Here is a 20,082-nt window from a genome sequence, read left to right on the forward strand (position 1 = left end):
AGTAGTTTGATTCCATCAGCCCAAAGGCTTTATTCACATTAGCTGGTCAGCAAGTAATGTCCAAACGACTCATTCCTGTATTGATTCTTGCCGTCGGTGTCGCCGGCTTTCTGTTTCTCAAGATGACCCGCCCGGAGCCCGCGGAGGTGGGAGCTACGGAGCGTAGCTGGCGTGTTCAGATTCAGCAGGTAGAGCCCGGCATCCATACCCCGGTGTTGCCCCTGTACGGTGAAGTTGTGGCTCCTGAGCAGCTGACGGTCACGGCGACGTTGGCCGGAAGAATCGGAGAACGGCCGGTTACTGAAGGACAGCGGGTGAATGAGGGGGATCTTCTGGTGGCTCTCGATGACGATGATATCCAGCCTGCGTTGGCCCAGGCCGAGGCGCAGGTGGCGGATCTGGACGCGCAGATCCGTTCGGAACAGGTACGCCATCGGAACGATCAGGCGGCGCTGACCAATGAGCAGGCCATTCTCGATAACGCGCGCCGGCAGCTTGAGCGTACACGGTCACTGGTTAATCGTAACCTGGCGTCCCGTGAGGCACTGGAGGCCGCCACCGATGCCGCTGCCAGGGCGGAGCTTACCGTGAACACCCGACAACGGGCTATTGAGGAACATCCGGCCCGCCTGCAGAGCCTGGAGGCGAAGTTGGCTCAGGCCAAGGCCAATCTCGACAGCACCCGGCGGGATGCCAAGCGTGCCCGAATGCTTGCGCCGTTCGAGGGTATCGTGACCGGCATTCAGGTGGCTCGCGGTGATCAGGTCAGCCGGAACGAAGCCCTGCTGTCGCTGTATCCGGTTGAGGGTCTTGAGCTCCGGGCGCGGGTGCCGGAATTGTTTCGTGCCGAACTGCTGGACGCTCTGAGCCGGGGTGACACGCTGAGGGCGACCAGCGCCGATAATAACCACCGGTTCCGGCTGACCCGGTTTGCCGGTACCAGTGATCCGTCTGGAACCGAAGCTATCCTGGAACTCGAAGGAGAGCCGAAGGGGCTCCGCCCGGGTGGATTGCTGCAGGTGACTCTCGAACGAGCCGCCCGGGGCAATACCGTTGCGATTCCATTCAGCGCGCTGTACGGCGCTGGCAGTGTCTACCTGATGACTGCAGACAGTCGGATGGAGCGAGTGAAGGTCGAGCGGATCGGCGAAGCACGAGGTCAGAATGGCGAGCGCCGTTTGCTGGTGTCCGGAGAAGCTCTGGCTTCAGGTGCACGCCTGATTACCACGCACCTGCCCAATGCGGTGACGGGGCTCAAGGTAGAAGTGGCTGACTCCGGAGCAGTGGAACAATGAGGCGCAGGAAAGGCGTGATTGGCTTTTTTGTTCATCATCGGGTTGCCGCCAACCTGGTGATGCTGGTCATGCTGCTGGGGGGCGTGCTGGCGCTGACCCGCATGAATATTCAGTTTTTCCCCACCTTTGCCCTGGACATAGTGAGCGTCCGGGTGGTCTGGAGTGGCGCTTCCGCGGAAGATGTCGAACAGGGAATTACCAACCCCCTGGAACAACGGTTACGCAGCGTGGACGGTCTGAAAAAGATGACCTCCACATCGGCCCAGGGGGTATCGTCGATCACCCTGGAATTCCAGGAAAATACCAACCCGATTCAGGCCCTGGACGACGTTCGCCAGCAAGTGGACGAATTCACCAATCTGCCCGCTGAGGCGGAAGAGCCCCAGGTTGCCCGGGTGGAACGCTATGAACCGGTAGCCCGGTTGCTGGTCTTTGGTGATGTGGATCGCCGTGAGTTGCGGCAGTTGGCTTATCGTTTCGAGGATGAGTTGCTGCAACAGGGCATTGACCGTGTGTCCATTCGGGGACTGCCTGAGCAACAAATCAGTATCGATGTGCCCGTTGAACGTCTGGAGACACTGGGGCTTTCACTGGAGCAGATCGCCGGGCGTGTCTCTGCCATATCGCGGGATTTGCCCGCCGGGATGATGGCGCAACAGGACGCCACCCGCGAGTTGCGGGCTGTCGAGCAGCGTCGAAGCCCTCAGGAGTTCGAGAATGTGCCCGTGCTCAGTGGTGAGCGAATTCAGCTGAATCTCGGGGATATTGCCATCATCCGGCAAGAGGCCCGCGAGAACCAGGTGACCCTCGAGCAGGATGGCAAGCCGGCGGTGGAACTTCAGTTACAGCGGGCAGAAAACGGTAATTCTCTGGCTGCGGCCGAGATTCTGGAGAACTGGCTGGCGGATACCCGACCGGTGTTGCCGCCAACCGTAGAACTGGAAGTTTACGATGAAACCTGGCAGCTGCTGAACGATCGTATTTCCCTGCTGGTGACCAATGGCCTGGGCGGCCTGGTGCTGGTGATCTGTCTGCTGTACCTGTTCCTGCCGGGCCGTGTGGCCCTGTGGGTTGCCGTCGGCATTCCGACGGCTTTCCTTGCGGCCATGGCGGTGCTCTGGCTGATCGGTGGTTCCATTAACATGATTTCGCTGTTCGCGCTGATCATGGCGTTGGGGGTGATCGTCGATGATGCCATTGTGGTGGGCGAAGACGCCGATGCCCATGCCCGCATGGGTGAGGAATCCATATACGCCTCCGAGGGGGCAGCAAAACGCATGGTCTGGCCGGTGCTGGCGTCTTCCCTGACCACCGTCGCAGCTTTCATGCCGCTGTTGGTGGTCGGTGGTGTGATTGGAAATATCCTTGGGGATATTCCCTTGGTGATGATCTGTGTGCTGGTCGCCTCGCTGCTGGAATGTTTTATTGTTCTGCCGGCCCACTTGCGACACGCCTTTGTTCCCCGTCCAAAAAAGAAAACGGAAAAGGTAGCACCCGAGCCGGAACAGCCCGGTCCGGTTGAACGCTTCCGGCGTGGCTTTGAGCAGCGTTTTGAACAGTTCCGGGACGGGCGATTCCGCCGACTCTCCCGTTACACTCTGGAGCACCGTGGCGCCACGGTTGCCGGCGCCGTTGCCCTGGCCATTGTGACCGTTGGGTTGCTGGCTGGCGGTAGGCTCGGGTTCAATTTCTTCCCGACGCCGGAACCCTCGGTATTTCACGCCAATGTCAGCTTTGTCGCCGGCACTGACCGGGGAACGGTGGATGACTTCCTGGCTCAGATGCAGAGAACACTCAATGAGACGGAAGACGCCCTGGGTGGGGATTTCATTCTCAATGCGGTCACCACGCAGGGGGCAACCCAGAGTGCTGAGGGCAGCTCACGCAGCGGCGACGAGCTGGGGGCCATAATGGTTGAGCTGGTGCCCTCGGATCGGCGATCGGTGCGCAACCCCGAGTTCATCACCGAATGGCGCAGCCGGCTGGACATGCCTGCCGGGATGGACAATCTCACCATTTCGGAACGCCAGGCCGGCCCACCGGGCCGGGATGTGAATGTCCGACTGACCGGCGACAATGCCGAAAACCTGAAGCGGGCAGCCGATGAGCTGATCCAGGCGCTTTCAACCCTGCCAGGGGTGCTGGACGTTGAGGATGACATGCCGTGGGGGCGTGAACAGCTGATCTATCAGGTCAGCGCCTATGGAGAAGCCCTGGGACTGACCACCGCGGATCTCGGACAGCAACTCAGGGCGGCTTTCGATGGCCGGGTTGCACAGATATACCAGGATGGCCGCGACGAGGTGGAAGTACGCGTGCAGTTGCCGCGGGATCAGCGCGAGCGTCTGTCGACCCTTTCGCGGATCACAGTGCGGGTTCCGGACGGACGCTTTGTGCCGCTTACCCAGGTGATGAACCTCGACCACCGCCAGGGCTTCCAGGCTCTGCGTCACGCGGATGGGAAACTGTCGATTGAGGTCACATCGGGGCTGAACACCCGGGTCAGCACCACCGATCAGGTTCTGGAAAGCCTGCAGTCTGAGGCGCTACCGGACATCGCCGGTCGCTACAATGTGCGCTACAGCTTTGAAGGCCGGTCGGCGGACCAGCGGGAAACCATGGCCGATATGAAAACGGGGCTGGTGATTGGCCTGGGGCTGATGTACGTGGTGCTGGTCTGGGTGTTTGCGTCCTGGAGCCTGCCGCTGATCGTGATGGCCATTATCCCGTTTGCCCTGGTGGGTGCTTTGCTGGGGCACTGGCTGATGGGGCTGCAGCTGACCATTCTGTCCCTGTTTGGTCTGTTCGGCCTGTCCGGCATTGTGGTCAATAACGCCATTATTCTCGTCGCTTTCTATAATCAGCAGCGGCAGAAAGGGTTGGGCATTACCGACGCGCTCAATGAGGCCGCCGTTCAGCGGATGCGGGCGGTGATACTGACGTCACTGACCACCATCGGCGGGCTGTTGCCGCTGATGTTCGAAACGTCCCTGCAGGCACAGTTCCTGATTCCCATGGCCACGTCCATTGCCTTCGGGCTGGGGCTGTCGACTTTGCTGGTCCTGGTGGTCATTCCGGCGCTCCTGTCCTGGCTTGAACAGTTCCGTGAGTGGCGGGCGCGGCGTCACGGTTCCACTGCCGAGCCCCTGAGCGCTCCTGACTAATCCTGACGGGAAATACATGGTGGCATCCTTGCTTACGGCCCGAGGCCTGAACAAGCAGTTCCGCAGCGGCAATCAGCCGGTGTCGGTGTTCCGTAATCTCTCCCTGCAACTGGATCGGGGCGAGTCACTGGCCCTGACCGGCCGTTCGGGGTCCGGAAAAAGTACCTTGCTCAATATCCTGTGTGGTCTGGAGCAGCCTGACACCGGCAGCGTGCAGGTGCTCGACGAGGTTTTTGAAGGAAATAATACTGATCGTCAGACTGAAGCCCGCTGGGCGAACTTGCGCCGGCAGCAGATCGGCGTGGTGTTCCAGGAAGCGAACCTGATGCCCGCCCTGTCGTTGCTGGACAATGTCCGCCTGCGGGCAGGGCTGGCGGGACAGAATGAGGATGACTGCAGGGACTGGCTCGAGCGTCTGCGGATTGGTGAGCTTGCCGGCCGCTTTCCGGACCAGGTGTCCGGTGGTCAGCGCCAGCGCGCTGCCCTGGCCATGGTGTTTGCCATGAACCCGGCCCTGATCCTCGCCGATGAGCCCACTGGCAGCCTGGATCGCCATACCGCTGAAGACGTCACTGGACAACTCTTTGATCTTCAGTCCCGTCACGGCTGCGGATTGATCCTGGCTACCCACGATGCCGAACTGGCTACCCGGTGCAGCCACCATCTGGACCTCGGGCATCTGCCCGAAACCTGAGGCAGCCAATGACCGTTTTCTCCGCTCTGCTCAGCCATTATCGCCGTCACCCGCTGCAACTGCTGGCACTGGCGTTGATGATTGTGTTGGCAACCATGTTGTGGACCGGCGTCAGCCATCTTACCGACCACGCACGGGCCAGCCTTGCCCAGAGTGAGCGGGCTATAGCCGGTCAGCAACAGCTGGTGCGGGAGGATGGGCAGGCGTTGTCCGTGCAGGATTTCGCCTATTTGCGGCGTCAGGGATTGTGTGTGATGCCCTGGCTGGAGGTCCAGCGGCCGCCGCCGGAAGGGCGTGTGATTGGTGTGGATCCGTTCGCAAGCGCCTGTTTCGGGACCGAGGCGCCCGGTCAGGCCGGAGTGGATGCGCTGAACGGGACGCCTTTCCTCGATATCGCTGAGGCGAAGGCGATGGTTCGTCAGGGCAGTGACGGGGCTCTTTCTCTTCTGGTGCCAGTAGATGTCGAAGCTGATGCTGTTCCTGCTGACTACCGCCTGAAGGACTTCTCGATGGGGCCGGCTACCGGCGAACTGGGAGAGAGCTTCCTGTTGAATCTGGATGCCCTCGGGGTTCTGGTGTTGCTGATAACGGCGCTTCTGGTGCGCAGCGTCTACCAGTTGGGGTTAGTGCAGCGTCGCGAGAGTTTTGCGTTGCTGGGGCGCTTTGGCGTGCCCGCTGCCCGGGTTCAGGTCCTGTTGCTGATTGAGATGGTTGTGCTGACGTCGGTCTGCGTGATCCCCGGGATCTGGCTGGGGCGGTTGTTGGCGGAAATGCTCGGTGGCAGCTTTGGCCAGGTTCTGGAAAGCCTGTTTGATGCGCCTCTGTACGCAGTGGGTGGTGATGGCTTTGTCCTGCCCGCACTGGTCATGGTGACCGTGGTGTTGTTGGCGTGCTTTGCCGATAGATGGCTGTTGCGGAGGTTGCCATGGATATCGGGAAGACAGTCGGTGTTGTGGTTCGGTGTGCCTGCCCTCGGGCTGGGCCTGGCAATGGTTGCCTGGCCGTTTACTCTTGGTTGGCTGTATGTAGGTATTGCCCTGGTGTTTGTGGCTGTGGGGTTGCTGACGCCACGAGTGCTCTCTTTCGTCGCGCAATGGCGCGCCGAGGGCGCGGGTGCAATCACGCTATGGCAACGGCGGGAGTTGGCGGTACTGTTCCGTCGCCTGGCCCTGCCAGTAGTGGCGCTGCAGTTTGCCGTGGCCATGGTGCTGGCAATCCAGGCTTTGGTGACGACGTTCGAGGACACCTTCGAGCGTTGGCTGGGCCAGCGTCTGGAGGCCGAATTCTATGTGGAAGTGCCTGAGCAATCCGCAGCGGCGGACGGGGTCCGTTACCTTGCAGGTCTGTCAGGGCTGGGTGACTGGCATCTCGTTCAGCGAGGTAAAACACACGTGGTGCCGGAAATGGCAGGCGACGATGCTGCGACTTCTGTGGAAGTCGACTTGTTTTCAATCTCTCCAATCGGGCCATTGGTCACGGGCTGGACATTGCTTGATGCCACACCGGATGCCTGGGAAAAGCTGGCTGCCGGCCAGGGCGTGATGGTGAATGAACAACTGGCGCGACGTCAGGGGTATCAGCCTGGCGACCCAATCGGTTTTGTCCTCGGAGAGCAAACCCTGGCGCTGCCAGTGGTCGGTGTGTACGCGGATTATGGTCGTCCAGACGGAGAGATCCTGGTTGCGGGGAAAATTTTACCGGAGACCTTCAACACCCGCTTTCAAAGCCTGTCCCTGAACCCCGGTACATTGGCCATGGCGGAGATCGAGCAGGGCCTGGCGACTGTCTGGAATATCGACCAACTGACGGTCCGGGATAACGGCAGTATTCGGTCCCTGGCCTCGGGAGTGTTTGATCAGACCTTCCTGATTACCCGCGCCATTACAGTGTTGACGTTGGTGCTGGCGGGAACGTCGCTACTGGTCATGGGGTGGGTGTTTTTTACCACGCGGGCCCGGTACTACCGGTTGTTGTTTGTCTGGGGGCTGTCACGTCGGGAAGCGGCAGGCCAGCTGCGGTGGCTGGCCATGTGCCTGACCGGTGCGGTTGCTGTGGCGGCCCTGCCATTGGGGGTATGGCTGACGTGGACACTGGTCAGTCGCATCAATCCACTGGCGTTTGGCTGGTCTCTGCCGATGGCAGTATATCCCGGATTCTGGCTGGAAATGTTGGTGCTGTGCCTGGTAATTGGCCTTGCGATTGCTGTGCTGATGCGCCGACAGCTCGGAGCTGGGGTGGCGGCCCCGGTCGTGGCCAATGTCTCAGGTGGGGGTGAGCGATGACGTGTTGTTTTCAACCGCTTCGATGGGGCTTGATGGCCTTGGTCCTTGGCCTGACGGCGTGTTCGGAAACTCCGGAATCCGCTGGGTTTGCAGGCCTGGCCGAACAGGTAGATGAGGATGTCTTCGCTCAGCCGGCACCAGGGCATCGGTTGCGGTTCCCCGAGGATTTCGGGCCTCACCCACGACACCGCATCGAATGGTGGTACCTGACTGCCAATCTCACCACCGAGCAGGGGGAACCGCTTGGTCTGCAGTGGACCCAGTTCCGCCAGGCTCTGGAAGCACGCGATCCCGGCGAACCTGAGCCTGAACCAGACAGTTGGCCCCTGGACGCGGCCTGGATGGCCCACGCGGCAGTATCCTTTCAAGGGCAGCACTGGTTCTCCGAAAAACTGGCCCGGGGTGGCATCGGGCAGGCTGGGGCGACGGCGGAGCCCTTTGAGGTCTGGCTCGACGATTGGCATATGCGGGTGGAGGGCGACGGGCGCTGGCGGCTGCAGGTCAGTGGTGACGGCTGGTCATACGACCTGCGAGTGACGATTGAGGGGGAGCCGGTTGCCCATGGTGACGACGGTTTCAGCCCCAAATCCGCCAGTGGCGAAGGCTCGATGTACTTCAGTCTGGTGGATCTGGCCATTGAAGGTGAGGTGACGCTCGACGGTGAAACCTTTGGGGTGTCAGGGCAGGGTTGGTTCGACCGGGAATGGAGCAGCCAGTTTCTGAAAGCCGGTCAACAGGGCTGGGACTGGTTTGCTCTGCATCTGGAGTCTGGAGACAAGCTGATGATGTTCCGCTTGCGCGAGGCGGGTGGGGATTTCCTGTCAGGCACCTGGGTGACGCCGGAACGGGAGGTCATTCCGCTAGGGGCCGATACGATGACGCTGGAGGTTGTAGAGCATCGCGACACTGCTGAGGGCAACATACCGGCACAGTGGCATATTCGCATTCCCGGGCGACAGGCTGATTTCAATGTGATGGCGCCACAGGGGCAGTACTGGAACGACGGTTTATTCCCTTACTGGGAAAGCCCGGTCAGCGTCACCGGCAGCCATCAGGGTGAGGGCTACATGGAGCTGACCGGGTACTAGCCGGCAGGCTTCAGTCCATTGAGGTGGCGCCGATCTTGTGGATGCTCACGTCCGCGCCGTTGAACTCTTCTTCCTGGGTCAGGCGGAGCCCGGCAATCGCGTTAATCACACCGTAGACAATCAAGCCGCCCACGAAGGCAATCAGAACGCCGGCGACGGAGCCAACAATCTGGGACATGAGGCTGACGCCTCCCAGTCCACCCAGGGCTTCCTGGCCAAAGATGCCGGCAGCGATCGCACCCCAGACGCCACACACACCGTGCAGCGGCCACACACCCAATACATCATCCAGGCGCTCGATTTTGGCCTGGGCCCATTCGAACAGGTACACGAAGACGGCCCCGGCAACACCGCCGGTCACCAGCGCACCGACCGGGTGCATCAGATCTGAACCGGCACACACGGCGACCAGACCGGCCAGCGGGCCGTTATGGATAAAGCCCGGGTCCTTTTTACCGACCAGCATGGCGACCAGTACGCCACCAACCATGGCCATCAGGCTGTTGACCGCCACCAGGCCGCTGATGCCGTCCAGGGTTTGTGCGGACATCACGTTAAAACCGAACCAACCCACGGTCAGAATCCAGGCGCCGAGGGCCAGGAACGGGATATTGGACGGTGCAAAAGCGACTACGCGACCATTGCGATAACGTCCATTCCGGGCGCCAAGCAGCAGGACGGCGGCCAGGGCGATCCAGCCACCCACGGCGTGCACCACAACAGAGCCGGCAAAGTCGTGGAAACCTGCACCAAACTGGGTCTCCAGCCAGGCCTGGAAGCCATAGTTGCCATTCCAGATCAGTCCTTCAAAGAACGGATAGACAAAGGCCACGATCAGGCCGGAAGCAATCAGCATGGGGTAGAACTTCGCCCGCTCGGCAATGCCGCCGGAGACGATGGCGGGAATCGCGGCGGCGAAGGTCATCAGGAAGAAGAACTTCACCAGATCGTAGCCGTTGGCGGCGGTCAGTTCCGAAGCGCCGGCCATGAAGTGGCTGCCGTAGGCGATGTAGTAGCCGATGAAGAAATAGGCGACGGCAGAGATGCCGAAGTCGGTCATGATCTTGACCAGGGCGTTGACCTGGTTCTTGTGTCTTACGGTACCCACTTCCAGAAAGGCAAAGCCGGCGTGCATGGCCAGCACCATAATGGCGCCGATGAGTATGAACAGCGTGTTGGCGCTTTCGGTCAGGGTGTGTACTGCACTCGTGATGTCCACGGGTTTTCTCTCCTGATGTTATGTTTTCGGCCTCTGTCGGGCCTGTGTGCATTGATGGGGTGCATCAGAAGCAAGAGCTGTTCCAAAACGATGCATTTTTAGAGCGATAAGGGGGTTGCGGGATTATTTGGCATCCGCGCCAGGGTGAAGCTAACCACAATTGCACTATTGCTGTGCATTTTTGGGGTTGGCGCACCAATCTGGTCTGGCGTGCCTTACCAGTTGATGTCGTTCGATGGCGTGTTGTCAGACTCGATTCCGAGAGTCGTTTCCTGGTCTCGGGAGGCGGACTCTATGAGTTCCCGCAGGCGAACTTCATGCTCCTGCATGGGCTCGGAGAGATCGATGATAATTTCTACCCGACGATTCCTGGCGCGGTTGTCAGAGGAGGTATTCGGCACTCTCGGCTCCGTATCCGCAAGCCCCGTCACGGCCAGCCTGGTCGACTGCACGTAATCACGGGCCAGCAGCACGTTCGCGACAGCGGCTGCCCTGGCCGCCGAGAGGTCCCAGTTGCTGTAAAAGCGGTCTGTTCGGATCGGGACGTTGTCCGTGTGACCTTCGATGGTCAGATTGCCCGGAATATCGGCCAGAATCTCCGCCATTTCCAGCAAGAGACCCTCGAATTCGTAAGTCAGTTGGGCAGACCCTGACGGGAAAGAGCCTTTCTCTTCGACCCGGATCACAATGCGTCGCTGGTCCTGGCTGACATTGATGCGTCCGTCCGCAATGGCTGGCCCCAACACGTCGAGAATCTGGTCCATGGATTCCTGCATCTGATCCTGAATGGCAGATTCCACAGCCACGTCGGTTGGGCTTTTCAGGGTTTGGAGCTCCGGCTGTTCATCGGTCGTGGTCTGCTTTACTTCATTGACCACCGTTGGTTCCGGCGGGGCGGGGGAAAACTTGTCGAAAATGGGGCTGGTGCCCTGGGGAATTTCGAGAACCGGGACTTCGCGCTGAACACCGAAGGCTTTGGACAGTTCACCGGCTATCTGTTTGAACTTCTGGGCATCGATTTCCGAGAACGAGAGCAGTAGAACAAAGAAACACATCAACAGGGACATGAGGTCCGCAAAGGTGACAACCCAGGCCGGGATGCCCGGTTTCTCCTCTTCCGGTAACTCATCCATGACTAAGTGCCCTCTGCCTCAGCCAGTTTCTCGCGCTCCTTGGGTGGGAGGTAGCTGGAGAGTAGCTGTTCAACGATGCGCGGATTGGTGCCAGCCTTAATGGCGACGAGTGCATCGATATACAGGGACTGCATCCGCGCCTCTTCCGTCATCCGCAGAGACAGCTTGTCCGCGATGGGGGTGGCGATCATGGTTGCGATCATGGCGCCATAAAGTGTGGTCAGAAGGGCAACGGCCATCGCTGGGCCGATGGATTTCGGATCTTCCATATTCGAGAGCATCTGCACCAGACCAATCAGGGTGCCGATCATGCCCATGGCCGGAGCGACGTCCGCCATGGCGGTAAAGACCTTGGCCCCGGAGCGGTTGTGGTCGAGCGTCATCAAGCGCTCCTTGTTCAGGAGTTGCTTGATGGTGTCGCCATCCTGGCCATCAACCAGCATCTGGATGCCCTGGCTTAGAAAGGGACTGCTGAGCTCTCGGCCTTCGAGACCAAGAACGCCCTCTTTCCGCGCCACGTTGCTGATGTCCACCAGTTCTTCAATGCTGGCCTGAGTTTCCGGCAACTTGAATTTGAAGGCTCTGGCGGCGGCCTTGAAGGCCCCTAAAAACTGGGCAAAGCTGAATTTGGCAAGTACCACCAGCAACGTGCCGCCAACAACGATCAGCAGGGAGGCCGGATTTATAAAAACGGATGGGGAAACGCCGAGAATCACTGCAGAGGCGATCAGCAAAATGGCGCCAACAAGACCAATAAGAGTGGCGAAATCCACAGTAACTCCAGATGTGATTGCAGTGCCGGAAAACGAGGGGGGAGATTACCTTCAGATCAGAATTTAATCAATTCGATTGAGGTGCACTTTCTCTCTCTTCCTGATGTTCTTTCCAGGCGGCATAGCGATGAAGGTCCGATTCCACCAGCTTCAGGCACAGGGCCACGACACCGGCATCGTCCAGAAAACCAATGCCAAACAGCAGGTCCGGGATAACATCCAGCGGATTCAGCACATATATGAGGGCTCCGGCAATGGCGGCAATACTTTTCCACGGCACATCGCGATAATTGCCGTTCCAGTAGTCCCGTATCATGGCAAACATAAGCTTGATGTCGGCGCTGAAGCGATTCAGTTTGCCGCTGCCTTTTACTTTTTCTTCTATGGCGCATTGACGGACCAGCAGGCTTTCAAGGTCGTCGCGGTGGACCTTGTCTGCCTCTGCATTTAACTGCTTTTCTGCATTCTTCTCGGTAAACAGCGGCATCGTGTCTGATCCTGTCATGGATAGGGTCCGGGATGGTCACCACCAGGCCTTGCCCCACATCTCCGGGTTGGCCCAGTTGTCCGGGTTGTTCCACGCCCGTTTGTGATTGTAAGTGTCGATATTGTAGGTGTAGAGCGTTGAAGGCGCACCATCGTTCTCCAGCTCTGCCTGCCGCCGAAAGCCCAGGGCAATAAAGTCGGTGAAGCTCCAGCCGTGATCGGGCTCGATCACGACGGCAATCTGGTGGGTGCCGTAATTTCTCAACTGACCCAGGAGCATCTCGCCCTGAGCTCGGGGAAGTTGCTCCAGAACGTCGGTCACCAGTGCCAGATCCTGAATTTCGGGAAGTGGGAATGCGTCATTAAGCGAGGTTTCTGTCAGTGTTGTTAAGTGGCTGTGTTTATTATGTAACTGCCAGTGCCTGCCCGCTTCCTCAGCCAGCACCCCGCAAACCAGCAGAGTTTGTGGTTGAGTGGTATCGATAATTCTTGCAACAGCTTGATGAGGCGTTGTCATAAAGCGATCCGGATAGGATTTGAGGATCAGTATCCCATTTGCGGCTGGTGGTCGGCAATGTCAGGGGGGGCGTAGGCTCAGGCCGGATTCAGGAGGCTTTCGGGCCGTGTGATTATTGGCCGATATGGCCAGTTTACTTGTCTTTAAAGGCAATATTTTAATGGGTGGCGCGGTGTTAATGTGGTGTGACGTAATCGACTTTTGGCTCGGTCCTGAAGAGTGTTTTTATGAGCTGGGTCAATTGACGGCAGAAAAAAAGCCTGACTATCAGTAACAAAAAGCAAAACAAAACCTGTCGCTTTGATGGCGGCATTTGAACTACGTTTAAGTCATACAACAAGCCATGCGAAGGAGTTTGCCATGAGCATCCAAAGGATCAACAACATGTCCACACGTATTGCCGCCAATCTCCAGACCAGGAAGTTGCCGCTGAAATCCAAACAGAAAGGTGCCTCTGCGCTTGAATATATTGTTCTGGCCGCGGCATTAATCGGAATTCTCACCCTGCTCGCCACTTCAGGCGTTGGGGCTCAGGTGGTTCAAGCCTTCACTGACCTCTTCACTGATGCAGCTTCCGCAGGAAGTGGTACTTAAGACCGAGTTTTCGTGACCGTGCGGGGGCGAGGCACTATTTATGCGAAATAGTCGTGGGGCAGTTGCTCTGGAGTTTTTGCTGCTCTTCCCCATGGTCGTCGCCATGCTCTACGGGGCGGCGGCCTACGGCATTCTGTTTTTCGGGAAGTATGAGATGCAGAGCGTGGTGGATCAGGCTGCCTCGGCTGCTCTGCGGGTGGATCGTACCCGTTATACGGCAGATGATCTTTCGGGTCAGGTTGCCACCATTGCCAACACGGCGCTGGCACAAGGTTGGGCGTCGAAATCCCAACGCCTGAGGGCCGGAGTGGAAATTACCGGCAATGAATGTCAGGTGGATGGTTCAGGCGATTTCCTGAGCTGCACCCTCTCCCGTGACAATAAGACCGAGCCCATGGTTCCTCAATTGACGTTCGGGTTTCTGGGAAAGTTTCCGCCCATGCCTGACACAATGAGTGCGGAAGCAACCATGGCCTTCTAGTTTGGATGACTAAGGCACAACAACAATGAATAAAAGACTGATTTACGCGTTGCCGGCGACGGTGTTGGCACTCGTTGCATTGGGCCTTGCTATCGTTGGTCTGCTGTCGACAACGGATCAGCCTGCCAAACCCCAGCAAACCCAGGTGTCTCAGCCTGAGCAGATGCCGTTTGCCCCGGAGTATCGATATCTTGTCGCCCGTCAGGGCCTGTCCCCCGGCGATGTCATGGAGGAAGAGGGCTTTACGTCGGTTGCCTCTTCAGATCCCGTACCCGACGCCATTCGTGCCGACGATGCCCCCTATGGCCAACCCATCAAAACCGCCCTTTCGGCAGGCCAGATGCTGACAAAAGCGAACCTCCGAACTGACAGCGTGCTGGAAACTCTGGTACCGCAAGGACATCAGGCGATGGCCGTTGCCGTGGACGATGTTTCGGGCGTGGGGGGGTTGTTGCGCCCCGGTGACCGGGTTGATGTGACGGCCTCCTTTCGCCGATCGGACAAAGACAAACCTGCTGCCCTGAAGGTGCTGGGGAACGTCTTGGTGCTGGCGGTCAAGGGGGTTCCGTACAACGGTGAAGCGGGGGAGGAAAACGATTCCCGGCGCAACAACACCGTTGTCTTGTCGGTGCCCGAAGGTGAGGTTTCGCGCCTGTTGTTGGCGTCCAGTGAAGGCAAGCTCCAACTGGTGGCACTTGCCCCGAAACAGGTGGCCGCATCGGAAGCCGCGACAGAGGGTAAAGAGCCGGAAGTGAAACCGGTCTACCTGGAAGATCTTTTCCCCGAGCCGCCCAAGCCAGCGCCAGCCCGGCGCGCAACACCCCCACCTTCCACCCGCGTACAGGTATTCGAAGGATCCGAATCAAGGAGTGTGTATGTACGGTAAACCGATCGCCCTATGGCTCACGGCAGTGTTGTTGGGCAGCCTGGCAGGTGTCCTGCCGGCAGCGGCCCAGGGCGAAGAAATGGCGGATGGCACTCCGGTCACATTGGGTACGGGGGAGCAGAAGGTACTGAGCTTTGCGGATACCCTGGCCAAGGTTGCAACGTCTGACCCGGAGGTGGCGGCAGTATCGGTGTCCGGCGACAGGGAACTGTTGGTAACCGCAAAGTCGCAGGGTGCGGCCATTTTGTCGGTTTGGCTCAAGGGTCGTTCGGAACCTTTGCGCTCCCCGGTCGTTGTTGCGTCGACTCTTGGCGCCAGGCTGCCCTTCGGGACTCAGGTGCAGACCGATATCCGTATTGTTGAGGTTAACCGCAATGAGCTGAATGAATTGGGGATGTACTACTCCAAACTGTTCGACAGCGGACGTCTCGGTGCCTCTTTTGCTGCACCGGACTCGGTGGTGCCTGGATTCGGTGGTGCGATGGGCATTGCAACCAACGGTTTCAATTTTTTCCGGTTTGGAAACAGCTCCCTGAGTATTCTCAATGCCCTTGAGTCCGGCGGTTTTGCCTACACGCTGGCGGAGCCTTCGCTGGTCACATTGAGCGGCCAAAGCGCCACCTTTCTCTCCGGCGGGGAGTTCCCGATTCCGGTGCGTAGTGACGATAACGGGATACAGGTGGAGTTCAAACAGTTCGGCGTCAGTCTGAGCCTGACACCGACGGTGGTGGGTGAAAACCAGATCATTTTAAAAGTGGCGCCGGAGGTCAGTGATCTGGATGACACCGCCGGTGTGACCACTGGTGGCATTACCATTCCCGGCTTGCGGGTGCGACGTACGGAAACCACCGTTGCCATGGCGCCTGGGGAAACGTTCATTATCAGTGGGCTGGTGAGCCGTAATACCTTTAACAACAGTGACCGGATTCCCGGGCTCGGCAATCTACCGGTTTTAGGTGCGCTGTTTCGTTCCGATCGGGTGGCGCGGGAAGATCGCGAACTCATCATGGTGGTGACCCCGCATCTGGTCAGCCCCGGCAAGCAGGGCAATGGCAAGCTGGAAACCATCGCTCGGGACTATCATCACAGCAGTACGGGCTGGCTGGACATGGCGACTGATTCCAGCCCAGGTGAACGCCCCATCAAACACGGACTGAGCTGGTGATCCTATGAACAGAGACGACATTCTTGTTTGTGTGGCGGATGACATTGGTATCAGGACATGGCTTGAGCGCACTCTGGACGGTATGTGGCCTGTGGAGTTTGTTGCTTCTTCCGACCTTTCCCGTGTCAGCAGGCTGGTAGAGGCCACTGGCAGTCGCTTTGTGATGGTGGCAGCGGATGAAAACGATGCCGAGAAAGCCCTGAGGATCATCAGTGCCCTGACTAAATCCCGTAATGACCTGGCGGTCGTATCCCTGACTCGCAGGGTGAGCCAGGACTTTCTCCTGCGGAGCATGCGGGCAGGTGCCCGGGATTGCTTCATCGCCAGTAGTGATGGCGAGGAAATCAGGACACGAATCCAGCAATTTCTTCACGTGTCGCCCGAGCGCGCCACCACCGGCACCCGTACGTCAGAAGGGCGGAAGAAAATTACCCTGGTTACCAGTTCCAGTGCGGTGGTTGATACTCGATTTTTCGCACAGAACCTGGCATTCACCACCAATAAACTGTTCCCGAACGCCCGGATTCTCGCACTGGACACCTCGGCGACGGACCGGCACGCATTTTATCTGGACAGTAATAACAGGGTGACCCTGGAAAGCCTTCTACAGAATCCGGAATCGCTTGATCAGGCAATGATTGAGACCGCATTGGAGGAATACGCCCCTAATCTCCGCCTGCTGTCGGGCAAGCTGTCGCCTGAAGCCCTCAGTGACGATCGTAACGCAGATCTGTTTATCGCCGTCAGCCAGCTGATGAGCATGTTCGATAACATTGTTGTCAACGTGGATCCAGTCGTTGCGGATTTCTGGATCAGTGCGGTCGGTCTGCATGCCAAGGATCTGGTGGTGGTGATTCAGCCTATTGTTGAGCAGGCCCACGAAGCGCGCCGGCAACTGGATGGTTGGCGTGAACATCTTGCCCGTGACTGTCGAAAATCGCTGGTGCTGGATTGCTATGAGAAGAAGGGCTCCCCGGCGATTGGTGAAATCGAGCGAGCGGTGGGCATCGATTATATGGGAAGCCTGCCACTGGACTGGAACAACCGGCTGATGTCGATCAATGCGGGGTTGCCGTTGCACAAACTGCCCCAAAGAAGCCCGTATCAGAAACAGCTGGAAGCACTTCTCAAACGCTACGGAGCGGATGAAAACAGGAACGATCAAGTCGCCGTGCGACGCAAGTTATTGCGGATTGGATAAGGAGAGCGCGGAATGGCCACCCGGATTGATCAGGAATATCAGGATCTGAAAAAGCGCGTTCACTACTTTCTGGTGGAGCGTCTGGACGAAGAGGGGATGGAAGTCGGTAAGTCTGGCCGTGAGACCCTGTTTGCCTTTATCCAGGACAACGTGCGGAGTTTTGTCGCCCAGCACAGGATGCCGCTGTCTGCTCAGGATCTGACTTTGCTGACCCGCGAAACCTTTGATGAAGTTGCGGGGTTCGGGCCTCTGGAACCGTTACTCGCGGATGAAACCGTTAATGACATACTGGTCAACGGACCCAGGGATGTGTTCATTGAAGTATCCGGCGTGCTGCAGCGGGCGCAGACCCGTTTCATTGACGATGATCATGTTACCCGTGTGATTCGCCGCATTCTGGCGCCCCTGGGGCGTCGACTGGACGAGTCCAGCCCCATGGTGGATGCCCGCCTGCCGGACGGCTCCCGTGTCAACGCCATTATTCCCCCGATCGCCCTGGACGGTCCGTCCATCAGTATCCGGAAATTTACACAAAAGCACCTGACGGCCCAGGATCTGGTGAACAGCGGTTCCATGACGTCCCGTTGCCTGGAAATCCTGATGAATCTGGTCGAGGCGCGCCGTAACATTCTGATCAGTGGCGGCACCGGTACCGGTAAAACCACTATCCTCAATCTGTTGAGCCAATACATCCCGAGGGACGAGCGGGTTGTCACTATCGAAGATTCGGCGGAACTCCAGCTGAATCATCCACACATCGTGCGCCTGGAAACCCGACCGGCCAATACCGAAGGCTCGGGCAAGATCACTGCCCGGGACCTGGTGATCAACGCGCTGCGTATGCGGCCAGACCGGATTATTCTTGGTGAGGTGCGTTCCGGTGAGATTATCGAACTGCTTCAGGCCATGAATACCGGTCATGAAGGCTCGATGAGTACGATTCACTCCAACAGTGCAAAAGATGCGCTGGTCCGAATTGAAACTTTGCTTGCGGTGAATGGTTATGATGCCGGTGAGCGGGCCATTGGCCGTTTGATTGGCTCATCGCTGGATGTCATCGTCCAGCTTGCCAGGTTACCCAGCGGCCGCCGGTTTATCAGTGAAGTCGTTGCGATGCAGTCCACACCGGACGATCCCTACAAAATGGAAACCCTCTACCGGGCAGAACGTGAAGAGCATGGCGACCTGGCCCCGCTGACCGGGGAGGGGCCAACGTGACTAGCCAGCTCTGGTTCACCGGTGCGTTGCTGGTGGGACTTCTCGCAGTCTTCCTGCTGTTGTTGCAGCTAGGGTGGAGCGAGTGGCAAAGCGGCCGTCAGATCACACAGACAATCAAGACGCGATTGACACCCGCCGGTGAAGCCGCCGGACTCGGCGGTGCCAGAGTGGATCTGGGACCTTTGGAGAGAGTGCTGGTCCAGGCCGATATCCATTGGAGTATTCAGCGCCTGGTAATGCTATCGGTGGTGTTGATGGGGGTGCTGACCATTATTGCCGTGTCCCGGGGTGTGGTGGTTTTTCTGGTGGTACTGTTTTTCACTGTGACGGCTTTGGGAGTCTGGTGGCGCATGAGATTTCAGAAGCAGCGCCAGACCATTCATGAAGAGCTCCCGGGTGTAGTGGATGCGGTATTGAGGAATATCGATGCTGGCCGATCCCTGGAGCACTCTCTGATTACGGCGTTTGATGAGTCGTCACCCGTATTCAGCCCGCTGGTTTTCCGGCTGCGCAATGCCGTGGAGTCTGGTCGTGAATATACCCGACTGTTTGAGGATTTCGCAGATCTTTACAAGGTGCCCGCAATGGTTCTGGTCGCCATAGCCCTGCGCACAACCTCGCGTTTCGGCTCGTCGATTCGTCCAGTGCTGGAACAGGTGTCCACGTCACTGAGAACACAACAGGCCATGCGGCGGGAATTCCTTGCAGCCAGTGCGGAAACGCGCTTTACGGCGGTGACGTTTGCTGTTCTTCCCCCGGCATTGGCGGCCTTTATGGTGCTGGTCAATGAAGAGTATTCGGATGTGTTGCTGCACACGCCTACGGGGCATTCTTTGCTGCTGACCGCAGGGATTCTGCAAGTGCTCGGTATGGTGGTGATCTGGCGGATGATCCAGGGGGTGGGGCGTGGTTGACACTTGGTTCCTGTTATCCACTGCGGCGGCGCTGTTTGCGTTGTGGATGGCCGGCTATATGGCTCCGCGTTGGGCCCTTAAAGCCCGGATACATGATCGCCTGAAAAACCGGGGCGGAATTGGCAATCATGACGAGGAAATGTCCAGCTTTCTGGCGGAATTGGGGGAAAGCTTTACCAGCCTGTCTTCCATTCAGGGTGATTACGAGGATATGGAAGCCGCATTGGAAACCACGGGCCGGAATCGCCAGCAAAGTCAGGCGACCTATATGGTTCTGTGCTGGTTGCTGCCACTGATTGTGATTGTGTTGGGATTCATTATCGCCGGGTCCATTGTCGGTATCATCATTGCTGCCGTGGCCTTTCTGCTGCCTCGTCGTGTGATCCGGACAATGGGGGTCACCGCCGAAAAACAACAGAACCTTGAAGCCATCGAATTGTGCCATATGACACGAATGCTGATGGAAGCTGGTTTGTCTATTGAGCGTGCCCTGCGGCTTACCGCTGTTCAGGCACGGCCCATCATGCCCCACCTGGCAAGCAGGCTTGACCGTTTCAACCGGGTAATGGAAAGCGGGGCGGACCGGACTGCAGCACTGGATGAACTGGGTAGAAATCGACGCATTGTGGTGTTGCGCAGTTACGTGAACCTGATGAAGCAGAGTGGAACCCTGGGGGCAGGGGTGACCTCGAGTCTGGATCAGATCATCAAGGAAGCGCAACAAAAAGAACGCAGTAACCTGAACGAGGAAACCAACCGGATTGGCGCCAAGATGACGATTGTGATGATGGTGTTCCTGCTGCCCGGATTGTTCCTGTTGATTGGCGGTCCGGCCGTGATGTCCATTTTGGAAACGATCAGTCGCTAGGGTATCCGTTCAGGGTTAGCGACAAAGTAAAAAACCTGTCAGGAGACATTATGGGAGTATGTAAGCGTATTAGCGGGCGGGGAAGCCTGCTGCTGGCAATTTCA

Annotated in this window: 18 protein-coding genes; 13 read left to right on the forward strand and 5 right to left on the reverse strand. The window is 58.3% G+C overall.

Translation table 11 applies throughout. The annotated features are described in order from the left end of the window. Window positions 1-56 precede the first annotated feature (56 nt). The 5 genes from MARLIPOL_RS14785 to MARLIPOL_RS14805 are packed head-to-tail and all read left to right on the forward strand — an operon-like array spanning window position 57 to window position 8,523. Window positions 57-1,295, forward strand: a complete 1,239-nt coding sequence (locus tag MARLIPOL_RS14785; protein ID WP_012139049.1) for an efflux RND transporter periplasmic adaptor subunit — start codon at window positions 57-59, stop codon at window positions 1,293-1,295. Then, complete coding sequence (locus MARLIPOL_RS14790; RefSeq protein ID WP_012139051.1) at window positions 1,292-4,459, forward strand: efflux RND transporter permease subunit; 3,168 nt, start codon at window positions 1,292-1,294, stop codon at window positions 4,457-4,459. Before MARLIPOL_RS14785 ends, MARLIPOL_RS14790 begins: the two co-directional genes overlap by 4 nt. Window positions 4,460-4,475: 16 nt before the next feature. Further along, on the forward strand, window positions 4,476-5,153 hold the full coding sequence (locus MARLIPOL_RS14795; protein ID WP_012139052.1) for an ABC transporter ATP-binding protein: 678 nt from the start codon (window positions 4,476-4,478) through the stop codon (window positions 5,151-5,153). An 8-nt stretch (window positions 5,154-5,161) separates the two neighbouring features. Beyond that, a complete protein-coding gene (locus MARLIPOL_RS14800) occupies window positions 5,162-7,435 on the forward strand; it encodes an FtsX-like permease family protein (RefSeq protein WP_012139053.1) in 2,274 nt (757 codons plus the stop codon). Between the two features lie 32 nt (window positions 7,436-7,467). Then, the gene (locus MARLIPOL_RS14805; RefSeq protein ID WP_012139054.1) at window positions 7,468-8,523 is read left to right on the forward strand and encodes a lipocalin-like domain-containing protein; all 1,056 of its coding nucleotides are present in this window, start codon (window positions 7,468-7,470) and stop codon (window positions 8,521-8,523) included. Between the two features lie 10 nt (window positions 8,524-8,533). Here the strand turns inward: MARLIPOL_RS14805 and MARLIPOL_RS14810 are convergent, their stop codons facing one another. The 5 genes from MARLIPOL_RS14810 to MARLIPOL_RS14830 all read right to left on the reverse strand — a co-directional run bounded on the left by MARLIPOL_RS14810 (window position 8,534) and on the right by MARLIPOL_RS14830 (window position 12,651). Continuing rightward, a complete protein-coding gene (locus MARLIPOL_RS14810) occupies window positions 8,534-9,742 on the reverse strand; it encodes an ammonium transporter (protein WP_012139055.1) in 1,209 nt (402 codons plus the stop codon). A 215-nt stretch (window positions 9,743-9,957) separates the two neighbouring features. Next, on the reverse strand, window positions 9,958-10,875 hold the full coding sequence (locus tag MARLIPOL_RS14815; RefSeq protein ID WP_012139056.1) for a flagellar motor protein MotB: 918 nt from the start codon (window positions 10,873-10,875) through the stop codon (window positions 9,958-9,960). Window positions 10,876-10,877: 2 nt separating this feature from the next. Further along, window positions 10,878-11,648, reverse strand: a complete 771-nt coding sequence (locus MARLIPOL_RS14820; RefSeq protein WP_012139057.1) for a MotA/TolQ/ExbB proton channel family protein — start codon at window positions 11,646-11,648, stop codon at window positions 10,878-10,880. Window positions 11,649-11,715: 67 nt separating this feature from the next. Further along, the gene (locus tag MARLIPOL_RS14825) at window positions 11,716-12,135 is read right to left on the reverse strand and encodes a YkvA family protein (protein WP_012139058.1); all 420 of its coding nucleotides are present in this window, start codon (window positions 12,133-12,135) and stop codon (window positions 11,716-11,718) included. Between the two features lie 36 nt (window positions 12,136-12,171). Further along, window positions 12,172-12,651 carry a DUF6231 family protein gene (locus tag MARLIPOL_RS14830; protein ID WP_012139059.1) on the reverse strand — a complete coding sequence of 160 codons (480 nt, stop codon included), beginning with the start codon at window positions 12,649-12,651 and terminating at the stop codon, window positions 12,172-12,174. A 360-nt stretch (window positions 12,652-13,011) separates the two neighbouring features. On the opposite strand from MARLIPOL_RS14830, the gene MARLIPOL_RS14835 reads away from it, so the two are divergent. Genes MARLIPOL_RS14835 through MARLIPOL_RS14870 form a run of 8 tightly spaced genes read left to right on the forward strand, consistent with a single transcriptional unit; the run spans window position 13,012 to window position 19,978 of the window. After that, window positions 13,012-13,245, forward strand: coding sequence for a hypothetical protein (locus tag MARLIPOL_RS14835; RefSeq protein ID WP_012139060.1), 234 nt, complete (start codon window positions 13,012-13,014; stop codon window positions 13,243-13,245). Between the two features lie 40 nt (window positions 13,246-13,285). Next, the gene (locus tag MARLIPOL_RS14840) at window positions 13,286-13,726 is read left to right on the forward strand and encodes a TadE/TadG family type IV pilus assembly protein (RefSeq protein WP_036191977.1); all 441 of its coding nucleotides are present in this window, start codon (window positions 13,286-13,288) and stop codon (window positions 13,724-13,726) included. Window positions 13,727-13,751: 25 nt separating this feature from the next. Next, window positions 13,752-14,612, forward strand: a complete 861-nt coding sequence (cpaB, locus tag MARLIPOL_RS14845) for a Flp pilus assembly protein CpaB (RefSeq protein ID WP_012139062.1) — start codon at window positions 13,752-13,754, stop codon at window positions 14,610-14,612. Beyond that, the gene (locus MARLIPOL_RS14850; RefSeq protein ID WP_012139063.1) at window positions 14,602-15,777 is read left to right on the forward strand and encodes a type II and III secretion system protein family protein; all 1,176 of its coding nucleotides are present in this window, start codon (window positions 14,602-14,604) and stop codon (window positions 15,775-15,777) included. Before cpaB ends, MARLIPOL_RS14850 begins: the two co-directional genes overlap by 11 nt. 4 nt (window positions 15,778-15,781) lie before the next feature. Beyond that, window positions 15,782-16,978 carry an AAA family ATPase gene (locus tag MARLIPOL_RS14855; RefSeq protein WP_012139064.1) on the forward strand — a complete coding sequence of 399 codons (1,197 nt, stop codon included), beginning with the start codon at window positions 15,782-15,784 and terminating at the stop codon, window positions 16,976-16,978. Window positions 16,979-16,990: 12 nt separating this feature from the next. After that, window positions 16,991-18,196, forward strand: coding sequence for a CpaF family protein (locus tag MARLIPOL_RS14860; protein ID WP_012139065.1), 1,206 nt, complete (start codon window positions 16,991-16,993; stop codon window positions 18,194-18,196). Continuing rightward, entirely contained in the window at window positions 18,193-19,110 is a 918-nt protein-coding gene (locus MARLIPOL_RS14865; protein WP_012139066.1) for a type II secretion system F family protein, read from the forward strand. Before MARLIPOL_RS14860 ends, MARLIPOL_RS14865 begins: the two co-directional genes overlap by 4 nt. Further along, window positions 19,103-19,978, forward strand: a complete 876-nt coding sequence (locus MARLIPOL_RS14870) for a type II secretion system F family protein (protein ID WP_012139067.1) — start codon at window positions 19,103-19,105, stop codon at window positions 19,976-19,978. Before MARLIPOL_RS14865 ends, MARLIPOL_RS14870 begins: the two co-directional genes overlap by 8 nt. The last annotated feature ends 104 nt before the right edge of the window (window positions 19,979-20,082 follow it).

This window comes from Marinobacter lipolyticus SM19 (assembly GCF_000397065.2).
Lineage (GTDB): Bacteria > Pseudomonadota > Gammaproteobacteria > Pseudomonadales > Oleiphilaceae > Marinobacter > Marinobacter lipolyticus.